At 57.3% G+C, this 22300-nt stretch carries 17 protein-coding genes and 1 pseudogene; 4 read left to right on the top strand and 14 right to left on the bottom strand.

Annotation, left to right across the window (positions count from 1 at the left end):
* Positions 1-18 precede the first annotated feature (18 nt).
* Together yfbR and F6Y09_RS05785 are read right to left on the bottom strand one after the other, a co-directional pair.
* Positions 19-255, bottom strand: a pseudogene (yfbR, locus tag F6Y09_RS05790) (5'-deoxynucleotidase); the annotation flags it as partial.
* Between the two features lie 112 nt (positions 256-367).
* Positions 368-3262, bottom strand: a complete 2895-nt coding sequence (locus tag F6Y09_RS05785; RefSeq protein WP_152205920.1) for a DUF748 domain-containing protein — start codon at positions 3260-3262, stop codon at positions 368-370.
* Positions 3263-3427: 165 nt separating this feature from the next.
* Between F6Y09_RS05785 and pdxH the strand changes: the two genes are divergently transcribed.
* The 4 genes from pdxH (at position 3428) to F6Y09_RS05765 (ending at position 5538) form a co-directional block, all read left to right on the top strand.
* A complete protein-coding gene (gene pdxH, locus F6Y09_RS05780; protein ID WP_152205919.1) occupies positions 3428-4063 on the top strand; it encodes a pyridoxamine 5'-phosphate oxidase in 636 nt (211 codons plus the stop codon).
* A gap of 12 nt (positions 4064-4075) precedes the next feature.
* Entirely contained in the window at positions 4076-4666 is a 591-nt protein-coding gene (locus tag F6Y09_RS05775) for a DNA-3-methyladenine glycosylase I (RefSeq protein ID WP_179959346.1), read from the top strand.
* Positions 4667-4786: 120 nt separating this feature from the next.
* Positions 4787-5092, top strand: coding sequence for a DUF6482 family protein (locus F6Y09_RS05770; protein ID WP_152205918.1), 306 nt, complete (start codon positions 4787-4789; stop codon positions 5090-5092).
* Positions 5089-5538 (top strand): DUF3429 domain-containing protein, encoded by a 450-nt coding sequence (locus F6Y09_RS05765; protein WP_152205917.1) that lies wholly within the window; start codon positions 5089-5091, stop codon positions 5536-5538. Before F6Y09_RS05770 ends, F6Y09_RS05765 begins: the two co-directional genes overlap by 4 nt.
* A gap of 87 nt (positions 5539-5625) precedes the next feature.
* Here the strand turns inward: F6Y09_RS05765 and F6Y09_RS05760 are convergent, their stop codons facing one another.
* The 12 genes from F6Y09_RS05760 to F6Y09_RS05705 all read right to left on the bottom strand — a co-directional run bounded on the left by F6Y09_RS05760 (position 5626) and on the right by F6Y09_RS05705 (position 22211).
* Entirely contained in the window at positions 5626-6624 is a 999-nt protein-coding gene (locus tag F6Y09_RS05760) for a sigma-70 family RNA polymerase sigma factor (RefSeq protein ID WP_152205916.1), read from the bottom strand.
* A 161-nt stretch (positions 6625-6785) separates the two neighbouring features.
* On the bottom strand, positions 6786-8228 hold the full coding sequence (locus F6Y09_RS05755) for an aspartate kinase (protein ID WP_152205915.1): 1443 nt from the start codon (positions 8226-8228) through the stop codon (positions 6786-6788).
* 107 nt (positions 8229-8335) lie between these two features.
* Positions 8336-9607, bottom strand: coding sequence for a diaminobutyrate--2-oxoglutarate transaminase (gene ectB, locus F6Y09_RS05750; RefSeq protein ID WP_152205914.1), 1272 nt, complete (start codon positions 9605-9607; stop codon positions 8336-8338).
* Between the two features lie 110 nt (positions 9608-9717).
* Positions 9718-10239, bottom strand: a complete 522-nt coding sequence (ectA, locus tag F6Y09_RS05745) for a diaminobutyrate acetyltransferase (RefSeq protein WP_152205913.1) — start codon at positions 10237-10239, stop codon at positions 9718-9720.
* Positions 10240-10361: 122 nt separating this feature from the next.
* Positions 10362-11294 (bottom strand): hypothetical protein, encoded by a 933-nt coding sequence (locus F6Y09_RS05740; protein WP_179959345.1) that lies wholly within the window; start codon positions 11292-11294, stop codon positions 10362-10364.
* 23 nt (positions 11295-11317) lie between these two features.
* On the bottom strand, positions 11318-12727 hold the full coding sequence (locus F6Y09_RS05735; RefSeq protein WP_152205911.1) for a sodium:solute symporter family transporter: 1410 nt from the start codon (positions 12725-12727) through the stop codon (positions 11318-11320).
* 354 nt (positions 12728-13081) lie between these two features.
* Positions 13082-14044, bottom strand: coding sequence for a radical SAM protein (locus tag F6Y09_RS05730; RefSeq protein ID WP_152205910.1), 963 nt, complete (start codon positions 14042-14044; stop codon positions 13082-13084).
* Between the two features lie 45 nt (positions 14045-14089).
* Positions 14090-16282, bottom strand: coding sequence for an FAD-dependent oxidoreductase (locus tag F6Y09_RS05725; protein ID WP_152205909.1), 2193 nt, complete (start codon positions 16280-16282; stop codon positions 14090-14092).
* A gap of 182 nt (positions 16283-16464) precedes the next feature.
* Positions 16465-17070, bottom strand: a complete 606-nt coding sequence (locus F6Y09_RS05720; protein ID WP_152205908.1) for a condensin complex protein MksE — start codon at positions 17068-17070, stop codon at positions 16465-16467.
* A complete protein-coding gene (locus F6Y09_RS05715; RefSeq protein WP_152205907.1) occupies positions 17060-18454 on the bottom strand; it encodes a hypothetical protein in 1395 nt (464 codons plus the stop codon). The genes F6Y09_RS05720 and F6Y09_RS05715 overlap by 11 nt, the downstream gene beginning before the upstream one ends.
* On the bottom strand, positions 18451-21402 hold the full coding sequence (locus F6Y09_RS05710; RefSeq protein ID WP_246180321.1) for a coiled-coil domain-containing protein: 2952 nt from the start codon (positions 21400-21402) through the stop codon (positions 18451-18453). Before F6Y09_RS05710 ends, F6Y09_RS05715 begins: the two co-directional genes overlap by 4 nt.
* Positions 21402-22211, bottom strand: coding sequence for a hypothetical protein (locus tag F6Y09_RS05705; protein WP_152205905.1), 810 nt, complete (start codon positions 22209-22211; stop codon positions 21402-21404). Before F6Y09_RS05705 ends, F6Y09_RS05710 begins: the two co-directional genes overlap by 1 nt.
* Between the last annotated feature and the right edge of the window lie 89 nt (positions 22212-22300).

Here is a 22300-nt window from a genome sequence, read left to right as displayed (position 1 = left end):
ATTTATATTTTCGCATTAATCCCCGGTAATCACTTCCGTCGCGTCGTGGTATAGCGCAGCAGCGGCCATACGGTCAGGGTTCACCGTACCGCCGAAATGCCGATTGCGGATCAATGCCAGGGCATGGGCCAGCGTGGCCACTTCCCAGGAATGGGTGGCGACGTTTTCTTCAATAGCGTTACGCATCAGTCCCCAGCGACGAATCCAGCGCAGACGAGCAATGTAGGCAAAAAAATGGCTGACGGGCCGGGTCATGGGTGTCGCAGTCCTTTAACAGAAATTTTTAGTGTATGGTCACGCGCACCGTTGGCAAGGCGCTGAATCGGTATTCACCATTGACCCGAGCTTCTCACCCATAGGCTACTGACTAGCGCGCATCGAGCTGGAACGGCACCTTGACGTTGTCAGTTCCGGCTTCAGCGGAAGCGTCCAGTACCGGGTCCAGCACATACAGTTGTTCGGACGGGATATCGTAGGTTTCACGCAGTTGGCGCTGGAGCCAGTTGGCCCGCTCGTAGGCCAGTTTTTGCAGGGCATTGGAGGACGGTGACTGGTCCTTTGTGAGCGCATCAACCAGGGCCAGCTCCCAGCCGTTATCACTGAGGCCTCCATTACGCGCAGCTTGCTTACGGAGCTGCTGCACCGAGCCATTGTTGCGCTGCTGATACGCTGCCTCCAGCCTGCTGATACGGTCGGAAATACTGGCACTCGGGTCGATCCCCAACTCCTGTAACAGATTGTCGCGCTTCAGCCCCGGGCCGTCCAGCTCCGGCACCGCGGCGCCCCGGATATTCAGCAAAAGTTCCGGTCGCTCGGCCAGGGCTTGGGCGATGACTTCCAGTTTTTTCTCTTCGCCATCTGCCATCGTGTTACTGCCGGGGTTGAACTCCACGTTACCAAGTTCGGATTCCGACAGCCCCGCCATATCGCCAATTGAGCCCAACATGCTGAAAGGCGAGATGGCAGCCTTCACCACCATATTGACAAACGTATTCATCATTACCTGCCCGAGCTGGAAATCCGGGTTGCTCAGATTGCCCTCTATGGGCAGGTTGATTTCGATTCGACCATCACCATCCCTAAGCATCGCCAACCCAAGCTTGACAGGCGCGTCAGTAGCCTCTTCGCTTTGCACGGGCGCACCCAGTTGCAGGCGCTCCAGAATCACTTCGTTCTGTGCTTCGAGTTTCGATCCGGTAATTTCATAGTCCAGGTCCAGCGCCAGCTTGCCGCTGTCCACGCGATAACCGAGGTAACGCCCGAAATAGGGGCTCAAAGCCGGTAGCGCAAGTTCGGTCATCACCAGGTGCAGGTTAGTGGTTTCATTGGTACCGAGGGTAGCTATAGTGCCCTCAACATCCACTTTTCCGGAATCCCCGATCCGGCCCCTGGCACCAATTTTGGCCTGTTGCGGGGTAATGGTACTGAGGCCGGTCAGAGCACCGTCCAGGGCATGAAGCCGGGTCGAAAATGGCGGTTCAAGGGTCCTGTCTGAATAGGCCACCTCACCGCTTTCCATCACAAACTCGCCCACCCGAAAGATAAACCTGGGCTCCTCCTCACTGCCGGTGTCTGACGCTGCCGACTGCCCTGGCCCCGACGCCAGGATCTGCTCGACATTGTGAGATCCGTCCGCCAGCCTCACAACGCCGAGCTTCGGTTGTTGCAGCGTTACTGTTCCGATTTCCAGCCGGGCAGGGGCAAGATTGTACTCCACAGGTTCCAGAATGAGAGTTTGCCAGGCCAGCAGGGGTTCATCGTTGTCCTTCAGGGTAGCATCCAGTTCATCAATGCGGCCCTGGCCACTATAGGTACCGGTCAGCGGGTCATTCTGACCATCCAGATCCAATGACCCGTCGAAGCTCAGCAGGCCTTTGCGGATATTTACTGCGGCAGTTTGCTGCAGGTAGGGTCCAAACGCCGGCAGGGCCACCTGCTCCGCCCTGGTGGAGGCTTGCAGTGTAAACGGCTGGCGGGTGGCCTGTCCCCGGACTGACACTTGGCCACCGCTGGCCAGGTTGAATCCCAGCTCATACTGTATCGGCTCCGCCAACTGGTCACTCAAACCGGTCACCGACAGGTTGATATTCTCAGCTGCCAGATTAACCGGCCTGGCGGTTTGCTCATCACGCCAGCGTACCGCACTTTCGGTTAGCTGTACCGGCCCCACCGTCCACTGGAAAGGCTCGGAAGCCGCCGTGCTGTCGCTGTCAGTTTCATCATCGCCGGAAAAGGGTTTCATCAAATTGATGACGCCATCGCCATTACGGTTCAAATTCACGATCGTGTTGCTGATGTTCGCTGAGCCGACCGTCAATATCCGCTCATAAAGGCTGAATCCGATCTGCTCAATCTTGATCTCTGCCAGTTCCAGCGCCGCCGACTCGCTTTCCCCGGGTACCGCCAGGGCGAGTTCTCGCAGGTAAAGGGTGCCATTCTCGGTCACGAGCTGTAAGTTATCGTACATGGCCATGTCGTAGTCGGTCTCGATGCTGACCACGCCATCCTGAAGCTCGTAGGGCAGGTACTCGCCTGCAAAATGCCGGATGATGTTGTAGTCAATATCCGTCAGGCTCAAACGGCCACGGGATAGTAACGGTGTCAGGCTGAGAGTACCTTGCCAGTCAATCAACTGATCATTAATGGCCGCTGACAGAATGTACTCGCCAGTGCCATCCCGCTCGTAGGTGGCAAGGTTGGTTAACTCCACCTGCAGTGGAGAGATCTGAAACTCGGTAGTCTCTGGCTGGCTCATATCCCGCAAAAGCAGTTCGCCGCCGTTCAGCGCGATCTTTCCAAAATAGAGCTCCGGGGGGGGAGCGGTCTGCTTCGGGCGACCCTCTACCGGAGCGCTGACTTTGTTGTTAGCCTGCCAGTCCCGAGCAAAATTGTTGCCTGCATCGTCAAGCAGATCAACCCGCACAAAGGGGTCGTCCAGGATAATATGGTCAAAGGCAACGGTGCCGCTGAACAGGGCCAGCAGCGCCGGGTTCAGGTCAAGATGTTGCAGCGCAAACACCGGCTCGCCGGAGGCATCCACCGCCGTAAGTTCAGTCACTCCCACACTCAGATTAATGGGATTGATCCGGATATCATCCACCGTGGCGGTCCAGCCCAGGTGCTGCTGCAACCGGTCAGGCACCTCGCGCTCCAGCCACCATGGCAAGACCCCACCCACAAGCAGAGCGTAAAACAGCACCGCTATCACCAGCCAGACAGATAGCCGTTTATGCCAGGGTTTTGCGGTTACAGGGGTGGCCAACAGCGTATCTCCTTAAAAAGAAATCGACGTGTATTGTTACACGACTATAACGCGGGGCTCCCGTGCATTTCCATCCGCCGCCAATCCTGAAAGAATAGTACACCGCAGTGAATCGGTGCTAGCGACGATTAACCTGCCCCTTAACTCAACCCCGGGATGCTTCCGATGGACATAGGTGACATGCGCCGTGACTTTGAGAGTGACGGCCTCGATCGTGACGACCTCAACCCCGATCCAATCCAGCAGTTCGGGCACTGGTTCAACGATGCCCGCACTGCTGGCATCCTCGAGCCCAACGCCATGTCCCTCGCCACCAGCGATCGCGACGGTCGGCCTGATATCCGAACTGTGTTATTGAAGTATTTTGATGACCAGGGCTTTGTGTTCTATACCAATTATGGTAGCCGCAAAGCGGCGGAGCTGGCGGATAACCCCAACGCCGCGTTGCTGTTTCCATGGCTCGGGCTGAACCGACAGGTGATTGTTCAGGGCAGCGTTGAAAAAGTCAGCAAGGCCGAATCACTGCGCTATTTTGCCTCCCGGCCCCGTGGCAGCCGGATCGGCGCCTGGGTTTCAGAACAGAGCCAGGTTATTACCTCCCGGGGGCTGCTGGAGCAGAAAGTTGCCGAGATAAAGCGTAAATTCGGCGACGGTGAGGTTCCGCTGCCCTCGTTCTGGGGTGGGTACCGGGTGACGCCCCGCCGTATCGAATTCTGGCAAGGCCGTCCCAGCCGTCTGCACGACCGGTTCGAATATCTCAAGCAAGATGATGGCTGGATCATCCAGAGGCTTCAACCATGAATAAAACAACCCATGACTGACATCGCCGAAACCGGGGAACGTTGTCCCTGGTGCGGGACCGATCCGCTTTACGTGGCGTACCATGATGAAGTCTGGGGGCGGCCGGAATACGACGATTTGGCATTGTTCGAGAAACTCTGCCTGGACGGCCAGCAGGCGGGCCTGAGCTGGATCACCATTCTTAGGAAGCAACAGACCTACCGTGCCGCCTACGACGATTTTGACCCCGAGAAGATCGTCCGGTACGACAGTGAGAGAATAGCAGCCCTGCTGCAGAACCCCGGTATTATCCGCAATCGCCTCAAGGTGGAGTCGATCATCAAAAACGCCCGGGGCTACCTGGCGCTGAAGGAGCAAGGCCAGTCATTCAGCCGTTTCCTATGGGATTTTGTGGACGGCAGCCCTGTCCAGAACCATTGGCGCTCCTTTGCCGAGGTACCGGTCCATACCTGTGAGGCGCAGGCGATGTCCAAAGCCCTTCGCAAACAGGGTTTCAATTTTGTCGGGCCGACCATCGTGTATGCCTTTATGCAGGCCACTGGCATGGTAAACGACCACCTGGTGTCTTGCCCGCAGCACTTCGCCTGTCACGCACTGGGGTAAGTGGTCGACAACCTGCACCATCCAGGACCTGAGAAATCTAATTTTGCCCGGCCCTCGTTGATCTTGATATCGCCCTTCTTCGTATTGCTTCCCATACCCGATTTACCGGAGCGCAACACCGTGAGAATTACATTATCAGAGCTACGAGCAAGGGAATCCGCTTCCATTGATCTGCTCGAGATCATGTCACTGGAAGGCCAGCGCTATATGGCGAGATTGAACATTGATGGTGAGATGGTGGTGCTGTCCGACAGTGAACGGCAGACACTGCTGTTTCGGAGCAGTTGGGAGGTCCAGGACACGCTGGGTGCGTTTGAAGTTGGTCGCACAGAGATTGTCCACCCCTCGGCTTACCATGAAATGATCGGCATGGACTCTGGCAATATCCAACCCATGCGCATACGGATTCAGGGGCGGGAGACATGATCGCAGTTGCCCGACTGGCTGTTGCCATTGGCCTGCTGGGTTTGCTGCCCTTTATTCTGGGCGCTGCATCGCTATTTTACTGGCCGGAACACAGCGTTTGGCTGACCAACTATTTTTATGTTTACAGCGCTGGAATTCTTGCCTTTATGGCCGGGGTCTACTGGCCCATTGCCATGCAACTGGAAGCCCGCTGCTACCCGCTGTCGCCCCTGACTACCATGCTGATCAGCCAGCTGTTCTTTATCACCGCCGGCATTGGCCTGTTGTTGCCGCTGGTCTGGCAGATTGTGCTTTATCCAGCGGCCTTCCTGGTGCTTTACATCATTGACGTGCACTGGATGCATCTTTACTGGCCGCGCTGGTATCAGAAGCTACGCCTGGTACTGACCAGCATCGCGGTGATTACCCAAGTCCTCGTGGCCGGATGGTTTTTGACCGCGGCCTGAATCCGGACGCCACCTCGTTCTTTGTTGAAGACAGGTTGCCACTAAAAAGCCGGCAGATCTGCCGGCTTTTTGATGATCAGATCGGCTTTAATTACCAACCAAATCCCCCATATCAGCGTATTTTGCCTGTAACTTGGCCAATGCGCCCTTCTCGATCTGACGAACCCGTTCCCGGCTGATGCCCATATCATCCGAAATCACTTGCAAGGTATCCGGCTCCGGACGATCGAGGCCAAAACGTCGGCTCAATACTGACTGCTCCCGCGGGTTCAGGTCCTCCAGGATACTCTCCAGTATCCTGCGGCGGTCACGGGGTACCAGCGCCTGTTCAGGTGTTTCCTGTTCGCCCAGCGTCAGGGCATCACCCAGCATTACATTGCCGTCCTCGGTGGTCGGCGCGTCGGTGGAAATTTCCGCACCGCCATACACAACCAGTTCACTCACCCGGCTCGGGGCTATTTCCAGCTCCTGGGCCAGTTCACTCTGCCGCGGTGTGCGGCCGAGTTTGCGGTGGAGCTTCAATGTGGTGGCTTGCAAGGCACGAATCTCGTCGACAATGTGGTCCGGGGTGCGTACAACCCTCTGGCCCCGTTTGAGGCAACGCTTGACCTCCTCACTGATCCACCAGTACGCGTAGGTGGAGAAACGGAAGCCCTTGCCGGGGTCAAACCGCTCGACCGCCTTGATCAGGCCGACATTGCCGTCCTGTATCAGGTCCGACATCGACAGGCCACGGTTCGAATGGCGGCGGGCAATATGTACTGCCAACCGCAGATTACTCTGGATCAGCAGTTCCCGGCTGGCCTTCACCAGGCGGAGTGCGCGCCTGGAACGCAGAGTGGGTAGTTCCGACTCTGAACACTGCCCAACCACCTCTCGAATGGTCCTCGGGACATCATCGCCCAGCCCCTGCACGTCGGCGAGAACATCCAGGCAAAAAGTGAGGCGACGGCTAAGCGTGCGCTCGCCCTTCTCGGTCAGTAACCCGTGGCGGGACGCATCCCGGAAGTAGTGGCCGATCAGGGTTTCAGGTTCTCCTTGCGGCACTGCAGAGGTGGAAGCGACCTGCCGATTTAGTTCACTCATGGCATTTAGTCCGGTCTGAATTTAGATACTTGAAATACGAACCAAACGGCACCGCGGATTGGCTGGCCAGCGGTAGTGAAAGCCACAACATGCGGGTTTGAGCAATACAGGAAGGGAACAGGATGAGCCTGCGACATCGACCAGGGTGTCGCAGGATTTTCTCAGGCCGCTACAATGGCATAACCGTGATTGTATGGCTCGATCAGGGTCTGATGGAGCTTCACAATCGCTTTACTGTAATGGGATTCGTCAATCACAAACTGCATGTCGACCTGGCGCAGGCACTGGTGAATGGCAAGTACGCTGATGTCTTCGTCCGCCAGGGCCTGAACGGTTTTTGCCAGAATACCCGGCACGTGCATATCACTGCCAATTGCCGATACCAGCGCCACTTTCCGGGTGCTGATCTCACCGTTAGGGAACTCTTCCTGCAGCGCCTTCACTACCCGCTTTACATGCTTCAGCGTGCTGTCCACGTAATGGGTAATGGTGTTGGCGTTGGTATCCTTGGTGATAAACCTGACCTTGAAGCGCGTCAGCACGTCCAGAATACGACGGTCACACCCGGGCTCCCCCTGCATGTCCTGGTCGAACACCTCGATGGCAAACACACCTTTATGTCCGGCGATGATTTCCACCTGGGGCTTCTCGCTAATATAGTCACGGGTAATCAATGTGCCGGTATGCTCCGGCTCGAAGGTGTTCTTCACCCGCAGCGGGATATCGTTCTGACGAAGCCCTTTCGCGGCCCGGGGATGAATCGCTTCCATGCCCAGGTTCGCAAGCTGATCGGCGACATCATAATTGGTCCGGCCAATAGGCACCACTTTGTCTTCGCCAACGATACGGGGGTCAGCAGAACTCAGGTGGTATTCCTTGTGGATGACCGCCTCTCTGGCTTCTGTGATCACTGCGATACGGCTGAAGGTCATCTCGCTGTATCCGCGGTCAAAGGTCCGCATCAGCCCTTCCTTGCACTGGGCATACCCGGTCACAATGGGTAACTCACGGGTCAGGTCAATGGATGAAAAGGCCTGTTTGAGCTTTTCATCCAGCGGCAGCAACTCTTGATCACGCCAGCCGGTCAGGTCCACAAACCGGGCATTGACGCCTTCGTGCTGCAGCTTCAGCGAGGTATTGAACGCACTGTGTGCTTCACCGATACCGGCCAGCATCTCGCGTACGGTCAGCAGATGCTCTTCCAGCTGAAACTGGCCGTAGGAGCACAGACGCTGGAGATCAATCAGACAGCCACGAACGCCTTCTACACGATCCATGATGAACTGGTCCGCCTGCTGGCACAGCATCTGGTCTTCAAACAGTTCGGCATTCAGTTCGGTGAGAAATTTGACCAGCTTGGTAAGGTCGTCGCCCCAGGCCCAGTCAGATTCCGCATCGGCGAAAAGGGCGTAAACGCCGGGCTCGCCGGTTTTTTTGTGTTCCAGGAGCTCGTCGGTCACGCCAGCGTAGGCAGATACTACGAAGATGCGGTTGTAGAGCTCGCTTTTGTCGCGCTCGCCCCAGACAATGTTGTCACGGATGGCCTCGAAGTTGCTCATCGAGGTTCCGCCGATTTTCTCTACTGTGTGCTGTTGGCTACTCATAGTCCTGTCTTCGGTCGCGTTATGAATTAAACGCCGGGAATAAATCTTGGAGAGGCGCCCAGCTATGGGCTTCCCGGCCGGAAGGCGCGGCTCTGGAACTGGCGCTGTCAAGACGCCTTGGTAAGCTCCGCTTTCATCACCTCACTGACACATTCGGTCAGCAGATCCAGGCCCTTGTTCAGGTCTTCTTCGCTGATCGTCAGTGGCATCAGGCATTTCACCACTTCGTCCTCGGGACCGGCCGTCTCGATGATCAGCCCTTTCTCAAACGCCAGGCCGGTTATCTTGTCAGCCAGCTCACCACTGCTACAGGCGATACCCCGCATCATGCCACGGCCCTTGAGGCGGAACTGGTTCGGACCATACTGGTCACAGATTGCCTTCAGACGCTTGCCCAGAATATCGCCTTTCTGACGCACGTCATTGATAAAGATATCGTCTTTCCAATAAGTTTCAATAGCCGTCTTGGCAGTAATAAACGCCATATTGTTACCACGGAAGGTGCCATTGTGCTCACCCGGATTCCAGATATCCAGTTCCGGCTTGAGCAGCACCAGTGCCATCGGCAGACCGTATCCGCTCAATGATTTCGATACCGTGACAATGTCCGGCACAATACCGGCAGCCTCGAAACTGAAGAAATCACCGGAGCGGCCATTACCAGCCTGAATATCGTCCAGAATCATCAGGATGTCATGCTTGTGGCACAGCTTCTCAAGGTCTTTCAGCCAGGCAATGCTGGCGGCATTGAGACCGCCTTCGCCCTGCACCGCTTCCACGATGACGGCGGCCGGCAGATCGGTCCCCGAGGAGTTATCGCTCAGCAGCTTGTCCATCATTTTGATGGTATCCACATCCTTGCCGTAGTAGCCGCAGTAAGGCATGAATTCGACACTGCTCAGCGGTACACCGGCACCGCCACGGTGGTTCTTGTTGCCGGTGGTGGCAACGGCACCCAGCGATACACCGTGGAAGCCATTGGTGAACGAGATAATGCCATCGCGGCCTTTGACCTTACGGGCCAGCTTGAGCGCGGCTTCCACACAGTTGGTACCGGTCGGGCCGGTGAACTGCATTTTGTAGTCCAGGCCGCGGGGCTTGAGAATGACATCATGATACGCCTGCATGAAGTCCTGCTTGGCGGTAGTCCAGAGATCCAGACCCTGGCTGACGCCGTCGCTTTCAATGTATTCGAGCAGTGCTTTCTTGAGCACGTCGTTGTTGTGGCCGTAGTTCAGAGAACCGGCACCGGCGAGAAAATCCAGATACTCTTTGCCGTCTTCGGAAAACAGGTGCGCGTTCTTGGCCCGATTAAACACTATCGGGAATGCACGTGAATAAACGCGTACCTGGGATTCGGTTGATTTCAGAAATTCCATAGTCTTGCCTTTTAGCATGTCAGGTTCGAGGTAATTGCTCGGGGAGGGGCCGGTTTCGGTCGCGGCCCGAAGCCCGTGCGTTGCAGTAAGCCGTAACTGCGAGCCGCTCCTCAGCGGCTGGCCGGCTTGGTGAAAGGCCCGATTCTCAGCAGGAATTCAGAATCATGGTGCCCGCCGAAGTGGGTGCCCTTCTCAAAATGCTCGTGGAACGTCAATTCAGCGCCCATGTCCCGGGCAAACGAGCGAAACAGCGCCCAGGAAGCATCATTGTCCTCAGTAATCGTGGTTTCCATATGGGTCACGTCTTTGCAGGCGTCGCGGGCCACGATGGCTTTCAGCATTCGCTTGGCCAGGCCTTGCCCACGACCTTTCTCGTGCACCGCCACTTGCCATACAAAAACTGTTTCTGGCTGCTGAGGCGGTATGTATCCAGAGATAAAGCCAACCAGGTCACCCGCTTTCTCGGCGGCCACGCCGGTGTCGGCAAAGTGGCTGCACTGCAGGAGGTTGCAGTAAATCGAGTTGGGGTCCAGCGGGGGGCATTCAGCGATCAGCTGATGAAGTCTGTAGCCATCATCCTTGTGGGGTTTTCTCAGGGTAATGGCGGTGGTTTCCGAGCCTTTGTCTGTCATGTTTTGGTTGGTTCGCATCAAAATTTAGGGATTAAATTATATAGACCTCAAAATAAAAATCAAATCGGGGAGTTTGTGCAGGACAACAGAACATGGCAAACCTTGAAATAATAATAGCCTTCTCAGGCCAATACGCCAGTACCAAAATACAGCGCGTCGGTGCTCAGACTGGTGCCGGAAACCATACGCTCCCGGTAGGACTGTTCCGCGTCAGACCCGGACGGCCAAAGGCTATCGAATTGTGTCAGCCAGGCGCCCTGGTCAAAGTTGACCGGTAGCAGTGAAAGTTGTGCTTGCCCGACGCCAAGCCCCGCGACTGGCGCCTCCGTAGGCTCTGTGGTACCGAGCCGCACGATCAGGCCACGGCTGTCGCCCAACAGGTTACCCATGCCGGCGGAGCCGTTATTCAGTACCTGGCGGGGACTGCCATCGACCACGCCCTGCCATAAAAGTGGCAAGCAGGTATGGGTACAGACCATGACGTCCGCCCCGGTTGCCCGGAACCACGCCGTCAGTTGATCGTCATTACCCTTGATGAATGTTTCGTAGGCCAGTCCCCAGCCCGCCAGTGACTCTGGATCACCATGCAGAACCAAAACCTTTAGGCCACCAAAGATCATGCAACGGAAACGGGCCAGATTGGCCAATCGGGATTGAATGTCGCTATGGCGGCTTGCCACCGTCTGAAGCCGCTCCATGATCCGGTTTGACCGTGCCACCACCTCGCTGCCAACGAACTCGGGGTAAGCACAACCGCAGCCGGCACCCTCACTCGGGTGCGCGAGCTCATACTCGACGTTGCCCAGCATGGCGTCGTGGTCCAGCACCCGTCGGTTAATTTCGCTGAACAGGCCATCTTCGGCATTGAACCAGTTAAAGTCGCCGTTAAACAGCAGCTTGACCCGACGCCCGTCGGCTTCCTCTGCCGCCGCCATGGCCTCTATCCGGTCAAGGGCCAGAGCGTTGCCGTAGAGGCCGCCGACCACGTAGAGCACATCCTCTGAGAGCGTTTCAGGGGCCTGACAGAGGGACTCCGGGCGGTAACGGTAGTGCATGGGACACCTGCGGCCTGCGGTGCTCATTGCAGAGGCTCACTGACTGCATTGGCGCGCCGGGTCAGCCATCGCAGTAACAGGGGTGCAAAAAACCCGGCAGTGCAGATCAGGACCCCGTAGGCGTTCACGCCCAACAGGGTGCCATAGGCACCGCCCCCAATTGCCCAGCTTGCAGGGATCAGGCCGGTCGCGAGCAACAGGCCGAGGCCAAGACCGGTCCAGAAGCTGAGATGGAAACTCCAGGGCGACCAGCGGGTGAATCCGTAGAACAGGAAGACCGGCGCCAACCCCATAACCATGGTGCCCGAAATGGTGGTGGCCTTGAGAATGTCGGTACCCGCGAACATCGGCAGGTTGCCCAGGATCGAGAACGCGATCATCACCAGGGCCCCCACCCGAATGCTGGGCATCCGTTCAGCCGTGCTTTTCACCAGTTTCGGCAGGTCCACCGCCAGCGACTTGGCCAACGACGAAAACGTGGAGTCCAGGGTTGAACCCGCGGATGTCATCATGATCACGCTCATGAAAAACAACGCCGTAAGCCCCAGCGCCTGACCCACGGCAGCGGGCGCGTTGCCGGCAGCTGCAATGCCGTTCAACTGTGCGTGAACCCCCACCAGGCTGAAGGTAAATACCGCGACGAACCCCAGTAAACCGGCCACCACAAAGCTCTTGAGCATCGCCTTTTCCTTGTTCACGAAACCGCGGTCGGTCATGACCGGATCGTGGAAGGGGTAACTGAATATCTGAAGTCCGGCCACTAACAACAGATCCAACCCGGCACCGAGTCTGAACTCACCAGTGCTCAGCAGGGTTGCCGGATCGTTGGCAGGAATGATCAGAAACAGCACAGCGCCAATGAAAAAGACGAACACCACCGACTGGATAACATCGGTGAAGATAGAGCTGCGCAATCCGCCTTTGAGGCTGTAGGCGAGGGTAAAAAAGGTAAACAACATGGCCGCGGTGTAGTACTGCCAGTCCCCGGGCAAACCGAAGTAGCCCCCCACCACCGCGGTGTTACTCCAGACTTCGTTGTACAGGCGAATAAGAATGGCGGCTGCGAAGCTGAGCGAAGCCAGCCGGCCGAACCGGGAGGTGATGAATTCCTGCAGGCTGGTGGCGCCGGTCTGGGTGCGAATCAGATAGATGACATAACCGGCAACCGGGATCGACAGCCAGTAGGTGGCGTAGGCGAGGCCGCCGACGACACCGTAGGCCTCACCAAGGTTGGCTGCATTGGTGACTGATTTGGCGAAGATCCAGCTAATGAAGATGCTGGCGGTGAGTGACCACTGGCCGACCGGGTTACCGTGATCATCAGCGCCCTTGTAGAACGAAGCCGGATTTTTGCTCCGGGGCGACAAGGCATACATGACGATGCCGTAGACCAGCAGGAATCCCCAGAACAGGCTGGCTTCAGTGAATGACATGGTGTTTTGCTCTCCCTCGTATTTAACCTGGACCGGTCGTAAATCGTCATTATTTGATGCTTGGTGCCAGGAAGGGGGTCAGAAAAAATTTTTCAGACACGCTACAAGCGCGTCCATGTGCGCTTGATCTCCGGCCATCCATGGCCCCCGACAGTCTGAAAAATTCTTTCTGACCCCCTTCTTCGAACTCTGCGTTTGCGTTCAATGTGCGGAGCGAAGTGGGAGGTGAGGTGTTTGGAAACCGTGTGCAGCCAAGGATGGCTGCACCCGAGCCCTACAAGGACGTATTCACGGGCGTGTTTCCAAACACCTCACCTCGCAATTCGCTATCTCCCAAACTGAGGCTAACCAAGTTCAGCCAGGCGCCGAACAGCTGGCCCCGAACCGGTAACAGGAAAAACACCGGTGATGCCGCAACATGATGCGTTCATTCATGCTCTCTCTCAAAGTTCCTCCGAGATCGTATTCCGGATCATCGTCCACCAACGTGCAGGCATAAACCCGAACCTGGTCGCCTTTTTTCACCAACATGCGGGTATAAGTACACATGAAGTGGGATCGTGTCTCCCTGGTGGGGTACTTCTCCATGCAGTTTTCGGTGATTTCCGGGCTGCCGTCTTCCGACCCCGGAGTCCCCAGATCCGGGAACGACGTAAAAGCCAGGTATTCGGGAATTGCCCAATCACGAAAAATGGCCCGGAATGAGGCCTCCACCTCAGCGACCACTTCATTGTCATCAGTCTGCCGGGCAATGGATACTTTGAAGCCCTGCTCATGCAGCCAGCGAATGCCCTCTAGCGCCTTCGCGAAACTGCCCTCGCCACGATCGTTGTCGTGGCGGGCCGCGTCGGGGTAATCGAGGCTGACCCGGAAATGAATTGGATAAGCATTGTTCAGCAGCGGCAACACCTGATGGGTGCGTTTCAGCAGTGGATCCGTCGCGTTGGTCAGCACAAAACAGGGCCGATGCTGACTGGCGTAATCGAGGATATTTACGAAGTCCTTGATCACAAAAGGCTCACCACCGGTAAAGGAAAATTGCTCCACCCCCATACCCAGTGCTTCGTGGATAAACGGCTTGACGTCGCTGAGCTTCATACCGGGTATGCGGCCATCGCCCGGGTGTGAACCTTCCAGGCAGAACGGACAGGCCAGATTGCAGGCGGTGCCGGTGTGGATCCACAGCTCCTTGAGGCGGTCCGCATCAATATAGCCACGGGGGCTGCCATTGCGGGTGTGGGTCCAGCTGTCGAATGCGCGGGAGGCCATAACTTCCGCCATCGGTATTCTGCGTGCCGTACTGTCATTTACCGCCATACTTACTCCGTTATTCTTTACAGGTATCAGGGCTGATCGCGATCATTACTGCTGTTCTGAAACCTCCACTTGCCGGGCGTGGCCTTTGCCGCGGCGACGCCAGTCATGGAGCTTTTCCAGCAACTTCAGAATGCCCTGGGGCGCATGGGCCCGTTTCCACTCCCCGGCCGCGTATTTGGCAGACTCGTTCCAGGTCGGGTAGGGATGAATCGTCCCCAGAATTTTGTTCATACCCAGGCCGTGCTTCATTGCCAGGGTGAACTCTGAGAGTATCTCCCCAGCGTGAGACCCAACCACCACCGCCCCGAGGATCTTGTCCTTGCCCGGCGGTGTTAACACTTTGATGAAGCCCTGGTTTTCGCTTTCAGTGATGGCCCGGTCCAGATCATCCAGGCCGTAACGGGTAACCTCATAGGCTACGCCTTTGGCTTTCGCTTCGGCCTCACTCAGACCTACCCGCGCCACTTCCGGTGAGGTAAAGGTGACCCAGGGCATGACACGGTAATCCACCTTGAAGCGTTTGAACTCCCCGAACAGCCCGTTCACCGCCGCATACCAGGCTTGATGGGCCGCTGCATGGGTGAACTGATACGGACCTGCCACATCGCCGCAGGCAAAGATGTTCGGATACCTCACGCTGAGGTCGGCTTCGACCATCAGGGTGCCATTTCGTTCCGGCTCAATGCCCAGCACTTCCAGACCCAGGCCCTGGGTATTGCCGCTGCGCCCTACGGCGACCAGCACCTGATCAAAAGCAATACGCACCCGTTCGCCATTGTGCTCACAATAGGCAACCTTCTGACCGTCCTCAGTCCGGAACTCCGCGGCCTTGTGATCAAGCCGCACGTCAATGCCTTCACGCTGAAACTGCTCAAGCACCAATGCCGATACGTCGGCGTCTTCTTTCGCCAGCAACCGGTCGGCCATTTCCACCTGGGTCACCCTTGAGCCCAGTCGTGCAAACGCCTCAGCCAGCTCCGAGCCAATCGGGCCGCCACCCAGAATCAACAACCGCTCCGGTTGCTGCTCCAGTGACCACAGATTCTCGGAGGTCAGTGGCTCCATGTCCGCCAGCCCGGGAATCGGCGGCACGGCCGGTTTGCCTCCGGTCGCAATAACGATGCTTCGGGCAGTCAGGCGCTGGGTTGTGCCGCCATTGCCCTGCACCTCAACCTCCCAGGGCGATACGAACCGTGCCTCACCGAAGATGCAGTCCACCCCCAGTTTGCGGTAACGCTCCGGTGAGTCATGGGGCTCTATTTCAGCAATGATGCGCTTGACCCGAGCCATGATGTTGGCGAAGGAACCTTTGACCGGAACCGACTCCAGCCCATAGCGGTCGGCATGGCGCAGGGTATCGGCCGCGTTCGCTGACCGGATCAGCGCCTTGGATGGCACACAACCAGTGTTGAGGCAGTCACCCCCCATTTTGTGCCTTTCAATCAGCGCGACCTTGGCTTTTACCGCCGTTGCGATATAAGCCGACACCAATCCGGCTGAACCGCCGCCGATGACCAGCAGGTTGTAATCAAAGGAGTGAGGCTTGCCGAAACCCTTGTAGACCCTGCGCCGCCGGACAAAACCGACCACAAACTTGGCGATCAGCGGGAACAGGCCCAGCAGCGCGAACGACAACAACAGACCCGGTGAGGCGATATCACCCACCGATTCGATCTGCGCCAGTTGGGTGCCCGCATTTACGTAAACAAAGGTTCCCGGCAGCATCGCGATCCAGCTCACCAACATGTAAGTCAGCAATTTCATGCTGGTCAGACCCATGGTGAGGTTGATCAGGAAGAACGGGAACACCGGCACCAGACGCAAAGTCGCAAGATAGAAGGCGCCGTCTTTCTCGATGCCTTTGTCCATACGTGCAACCGTTTCACGGTATCGGCGCTTCAGGGTATCGCGCAGCAAGAAGCGAGCTGCCAGAAAAGCCAGCGACGCACCCAGGGTAGAGGCTACCGATACTGCCATCAGGCCATAGAGGTTGCCAAAAAACGCACCCCCGGCCAGGGTCATAATGGTTGCGCCGGGCAACGACAGGGCTGTGACGGCCACATACACCACGACAAAACCCAGTATGGCGGTGGTGGCGTTGCTGGATATCCACTGGCCGATGTCCGACTGATGGCGCTGGAGATTTTCCAGCGTCAGTAAGCCGGGGCCATCAAACACAATAAAAACGCCAATCAGAACAGCAATAAGCGCGATGATGACCAGTTTTTTCTGATTCATGGGTTCACCTGAATGGATGAGTTTATCTGTCGGTGCATGGTAGACCCATGACACGCCCGAAGGTTACAGGTCAGAGGCAAACTTTATGAAATCGTGACAAAAGCCCTTCCCGGGCCTTTGTACGAAGGCAGGCTCCACACGGTTGTATCCGGTGGCGGACACTACGTTGAAAATCCGGGAAGTTAGCGGCTTTCGTACTCCTCGACCAGTGCGCGCAGAAAAAACATGCCGGCTGAACTCAGGAAATACCGGCTGGCGCCGGATTTGAACAGGAAGTTCCGGCTCGACAGGTAGTCCAGCGCGCCCGGCAGGCCTTTATCCAGACGGGCGGCGCGGAGAATGTCCTGATATTCTTCATCCGCGCTGATGGCGTTGAGGTCGTCTTCTTTCAGACCGGCATCCGCACGGCCCAGATAGTCCAGGTCCCGCCCGGTGCGGGCGAAATAACGACCGATGATCAGCAGGATCACCTGGACCCGGAAAGCATTTTCGTCGTGTTCCTCGCTCTCGTCGTCAGTGTTCTCGCGAATATAGAAGAACGCGCCCTGCTCGCTGAAGACCAGCTCAAAGCCCAGGTGCTCATAAAGCCGGCGAAAGTGGCTGAGGTGGTTATAGACCAGATTGTACAGTCGGTTGTCTTCCAGTTCCGACCGGTGCGGGTTGTAGGATTCCCGCAGGATGACCCGGCCGGCGACCAGCTCCCGATAGAGGGCGGCGGAATCCCGGGGCAGGATACCCTCAAAACCGTTACGTTCTTCCCCGATCACCGGATGCTCATCATTCTGCATGCTGTAGCCTGCGTTTACGGTAGATGTATTGTTCGTTGTTATCCTGCCCAAGCTGACGGAAACGGTTGGTAGTAACCAGCGTCAGGGGCGCGAGATCGGTGTGGGACAGCCGGTTCATCGCCACCAGCAGATCCGGAAAGTGGTAGCCACTGATAAAATTTTCGAGACGACCATGCAGCTCCAGCACCAGGTCCGAGGTCGGACGCAGCTCCAGTGAGTCCACCCAGCGAAACAGCTTCTCAACCCGCTGGATGTCCATGGCCGGGCCGTTGGTCTGGGCTGCCAGTTCCGGCAGTACGGGAGCCTGGTGCTGCCGCTTCAGATCAGTAAGCCGCAGGTGGAGCTCCGAGAACAGCAGATGATAATAGCTTTCCGACTCGCCAAAGGCGTATTGCCGGGGCCGCCAGTGGCCCTTGAGGCCTGACAGCCAGGCCGTGCTCTGGACAAACTCGCGGCCATCAAGGCGGGTTTTTCGAAGGTCCTGGGTCTGGGTGTCCTCCAGCAGGCTGCGCAGGCGCTGGAAATGATGTTCCATGGTGTTGTACTGGACCATCCCGACACGGGTTTTGCGCAGGAAGTGGTCAACCTCGACGGCGACCTTCTGAATGGGCCGGTGCATGGCGTTCAGGCTCAGGGCCGCCCGGAAAATCTGATCCGCGGTAGCCTGCTGATCGTTGCGTTCCAGCAGCTCCCGAATACCTTGCAGGGTGCCGAACAGGCTAACTCCATCAGATAGCCGGGAGTCCGGATTCAGGAACACCAGCGTCGGTTTGATATGGCGCTCATACAGGGTGGTGATCTGTTCAAACAGGTTCTGGCGAAACTCGCCGAACGCTTCATTACCCCGGCTGGCCTCGCCAGACAGGTCCGCCAGCTCGGCGCTGATGGTCTGCATGCGGAAAATGTTCTGACGCAACACGCCAATCAGCTGGCTGATACGCTCGTTGAGGTCTTCCCGGAGCTCGGTGAAATCCGGATCGACCTCGCTGAAGGTGCTTCCGGTAAGTCGGTCCCGGACATCCCGCAAGGTCACCAGATAGGAGCGCAGCCGGGCGTCGGTCAGTTCCTGATAGAGCGACGCGTTACAGGCTCGCATCAGCCCCAGCAAGGCCTCCTGAAATACCAGCCGACGCTCCCCCGCCACTTTATCAATATCAATCACCATGCCGCTGCGGAACAGGTTATCGCTGCTGAACGCCCTGCGCAGCCGTTCCTGATCGGCTTTACGGAGACCACTGGCGTATTCCAGCACGGTGTGGACCAGGTCGCTCTCCAGCACATAGCGGGTGTCACTGGCGTCCATGCGCTCGATCAGCCGGAACATCACTTTGGGATGCTCGAACAGGATGCGGGTGGTCTCCAGGGTGCTGAAGCGCTTGTTCATGGGTTTTCGCCCGCCGGCTCGGGTTCCCGGGTGCTATCCCAAAGACTGGACTGGGACTGGTCAAGCCAGCTCTGGGTGCCGTTGCGGGCGAAGCCTTCGGCGCCGCCCCAGAACACCAGGGTACGGCGGCTATCGTAAGGACGCGAAGTGCGCATCTGACCCACTTCCAGGTGTCGGCCAACCTGGTAGATCACTTCCGGGCTGGCGCTGTGGGTGGCAGCGGAAAACAGGTTGAAGCCCTGGCCCTTGAGCCGGTCCAGCAGCGCTGGCATCTGACTGACATCCACACTCGCCAATTCATCCAGCACCATGGGGAACGACAGGTGTACGCCCGGATAAAGCACTCGGCGCAGCAGCCTGTGTACCAGTTCAAGGTTGATCAGGGCAGTTGTGGAGGTGGACTGGCCCTTGGTGTCCAGGCCGGTGCTGTCCTGTTTGCGGGTGCGGTAGGACACGCCAGTGATGACCTTATCCATGGTCAACCGGTAACCCTGGGACTGGTCACTGAAGAATTCCGCTACAAACACCCGCAGCCGGTCATAGAAAGCGTCGGACTGAAGTCGGTCAGAATAGGGGTCAATGGCCTCGGACTCTTCCACCAGGTTGCGGAATTTCGGGTCAGTATGAATATCCACCCGGATTTCCACCAGGTCGTTGATCGTGACACCCTCAAGCTCGCCATTGAGCTGGCTCTCGAACCGCCGGATGTGCTCACTGTTGGCCTTCAGAGCCTGACGGTAACTGGCGACGGTCTCGTTATGGGCGGTAATCTGGCCACGCAATAACTGCTCCTGCTCGGTCAGCTCGGAAAATACCTGAGCCAGCCGCTGGAAGCTTTCCCTGATAACCTCAGCCGCGGGACTGTCGTGCTGGAGTTGAGCCTCACGATCCTCCAGGGTGCCCTCGCGTTCGAAATGCCTAAGGTGGTTCAGGATCGACTGACGCAGCTCCGTAAGCTCATCCAGCTGGCGGGCAATATCATCCAGCGCCACCAGGGTAAGAGCCTCCGGCGGCAGGGCAGCCGGCGCAGTGGCGGCCGCCAGCACCGGAATACGGTGCTGCAGGGAACCGACGGTTTTATTGAGCTGGATAAACTCGTTCTCCCGCTCGGTCGCCCGCCGCAGCTCGGCGTCAGCCTGCGCGAGTTTTTCCTGCACCGCCTCGAGCCGTGCCCGTTCCAGCGCCAGCGCGCCTTCAGTCTCAGCTTTGACCTTCTCGCAGTCACGGATACCGGCGTCGGCATCTTGGCTGTTTATTCGGGCCGCTGGCAGCCGCTCCAGCAGTTCCAGATCCTGTTTTGCAGCCGTTACTTCCTGCTCGGTATCGGCGATCTTGCGGGGGCGGTCCAGGGCTTCGTTGTCGCTCTCAACCAGCTCCTCAAGACGGCGTTGAAGTTCGCGCCGCTCATCGGAGCACTTCTGACGCTGGGCCTCCAGGTCCTCCTGGTGCAACGGCAAGCGATTGAACTCGGTATCGAACCATTCGAACACCTCATTGGCGGGCGTAAACAGCTCTGCGAAGGCCTGAATCGTCGCGGTGGTTCTGTCGTCCAGAGCCTGGCCGGGGCTCGCCAGCACCAGGCGTGAATCCAGCGCCTGCAACGGCGCCACCACGGATTCGTCCAACTGGCGATGCAATTGCCACTTCTGGCGCTGCTGACGATCAATCAGCTGCTTCAGTCGGCGGTCAATGGCGCTGATCTGGTCGTTCAGGCGCTGCTTCTGGACCTGGGCCTGGGCCGCGTTCTGCAAGGCCCGCAGCTGAGACTCCGATGCTTCCAGCTCCTCTGTGAGGATACTGCGAATGTCATCGTGACCCATACCGGCATAGCGGGCCATCATCAGCTCGCCACGGCGCTGGTCATCCTCGGCCTTGGTCAGGTTGCGGGTGTGGGTTCTGATCTCGCCATTCAGTTCCTTGAGCTGGTCTTCCAGGCCTTTAACCTGACGCTCGGAATGCCGGGCGGTTTCCCGGATGTCTGCCCGGGCGTTATTTGCCCGCTGATGACTCTCCCGGGATTGCGCCAGCGCGACGCCCAGGCCATCACGAAAAGCCGCAAATTCACCCTGGCTGTTCGCCATCGTCTGATGGCGAAGGTAGGACTGGTTCAGCTTGTCGAACCGGGGCCGCTCCTTTTCAATGCGGGTGAGACGCTCATCCTGGGACTTCAATTCTTCGTGGCGCAGCAGGAACTGGTCGATGTCGAAATCGAAGGCGTCGTCGGCAAATTTCTTGTCCGCCTCGATGATACTGGCGACCGCGTCGGCCATCGCGCGGTCGTCCGCCTTCATTTCAAATAACAGAAGGATGAGGGTACGCAGGGACTGAACTTTGCGCTCATCGCCATCTGCCAACGGCAATACCGAGTAGCGCACCGCATCTGGCGACATCAGATCGCTGCTGTAGAGCATGGTTTTGAGTTTGTTGGGATCACTGGTGACGACAACGTTACGGGACAGCTTCTTGATCGCCTCCGCTACCTTGCTGACCGACAAACCGGACACTGCATGGCCAACACCGTCTTCGTCCCCGCCTGCAGTCCAGAACAGGGGCCGAAGATCCTCATAGGGCGCAGGAACAAACATCCGGCCATAACTCAGATCGCTGGAGCGGTCTCGGTAAAGAATCTGGCAATGCACGCCGGCCGGGTTTTCTGCTTCCATAACCAGAAAGCTGTACTGACCCGGGAAGTAGTGTTGGTAGCTTTCTTCATTGGAGTAGAAACTGCCTGCGCTGGCGTTTCTAAACGAGAACTTCTTGCGACTGTTGCGGAAATTACCCTCCGGCAGCAAAAACAGGCGCAGGGAATTCAACAGACTGGATTTGCCCAGGTTACCGGTTCCGAGGATGACGGCATGCTCGTCAACGGGGATTTCGACGTAGCAAAAGCCCGCGGAATCGACCAGCACCAGCCGCCTGATACGGAATCCAAACTGATCAGGGCTCACTATGACTCTCCGGGTAATACTGCAAGTTCCAGGATCATTTCCTGCTCCATAAAATGGCCGGTATTGCGAAATGTTTCAGCCAGGCCAACAAACCCTAGTTGGCGGGCCAGTTCAATGGCCTGCAAAGCACGCTCAGTTGATTTAGGCTTCATCCTGAACAGGCCCTGGTAACTCTGCCACCTCTGGGGTTGCACCCACAAAACGCCGTCGCCCAGCCTGGTGCGCAGGGAGGAGTATATTCGCAATCCGCCCAGATCATAATCGAAAGCACATAAAACCCGGCGGTACTGACCTAGCCAGGTGACATTAAGCGACCGCACAATACGGTTGCCTCCGGCAAGTACGACATCGGTATTGTCGAGGCTGAGCGCCGTGCCACAGCAGTGAGCGGCAAAGGCCAACATTGGCTCTGGCCGGGCAAAGTTCTGCTCGTTCTCGATCAGCAGGACATTGGGTTTGGCGACGAAATCCTGCCGTTGTTCGCTGGCTGTCAGAACGACGACCGCAGGACGACAATCAGCTAGGGCACTATGATAAACCAATAAAAAGGAGGTATCGGTCTGGCGGCGATGGGAGTCACCAAGCAAAGCCGCCTCGGTACGATTTTGAGGCATTGCTGCTTCAGCCTCAAGTTCATCAAGGAGTCCGGCGTCAAGACAGTCTACCTGCCATCGGTTGGCGGCCACTTTTTCAGTGCTAAACAGCCTTTGATGGCGACTCCGGATCGCCGCAGGCAGATGTTTGACGAAGCCGTGATAATTCACAGGTTCACCCTGCCGGATTCTCTGGATGTAGTGGCTAAGGTTCATAAACCGGTTTTATCCGTGGTTTTTGGAAATAATTGTGGCAGCATTAGCACTTTAATGGCGCAGCTTCTTCTACTTAAGTCGCAGATATT

It is taken from the genome of Marinobacter changyiensis, assembly GCF_009193265.1.
Classification (GTDB): domain Bacteria; phylum Pseudomonadota; class Gammaproteobacteria; order Pseudomonadales; family Oleiphilaceae; genus Marinobacter; species Marinobacter changyiensis.
This window is presented reverse-complemented; position numbering and strand designations above follow the sequence as displayed.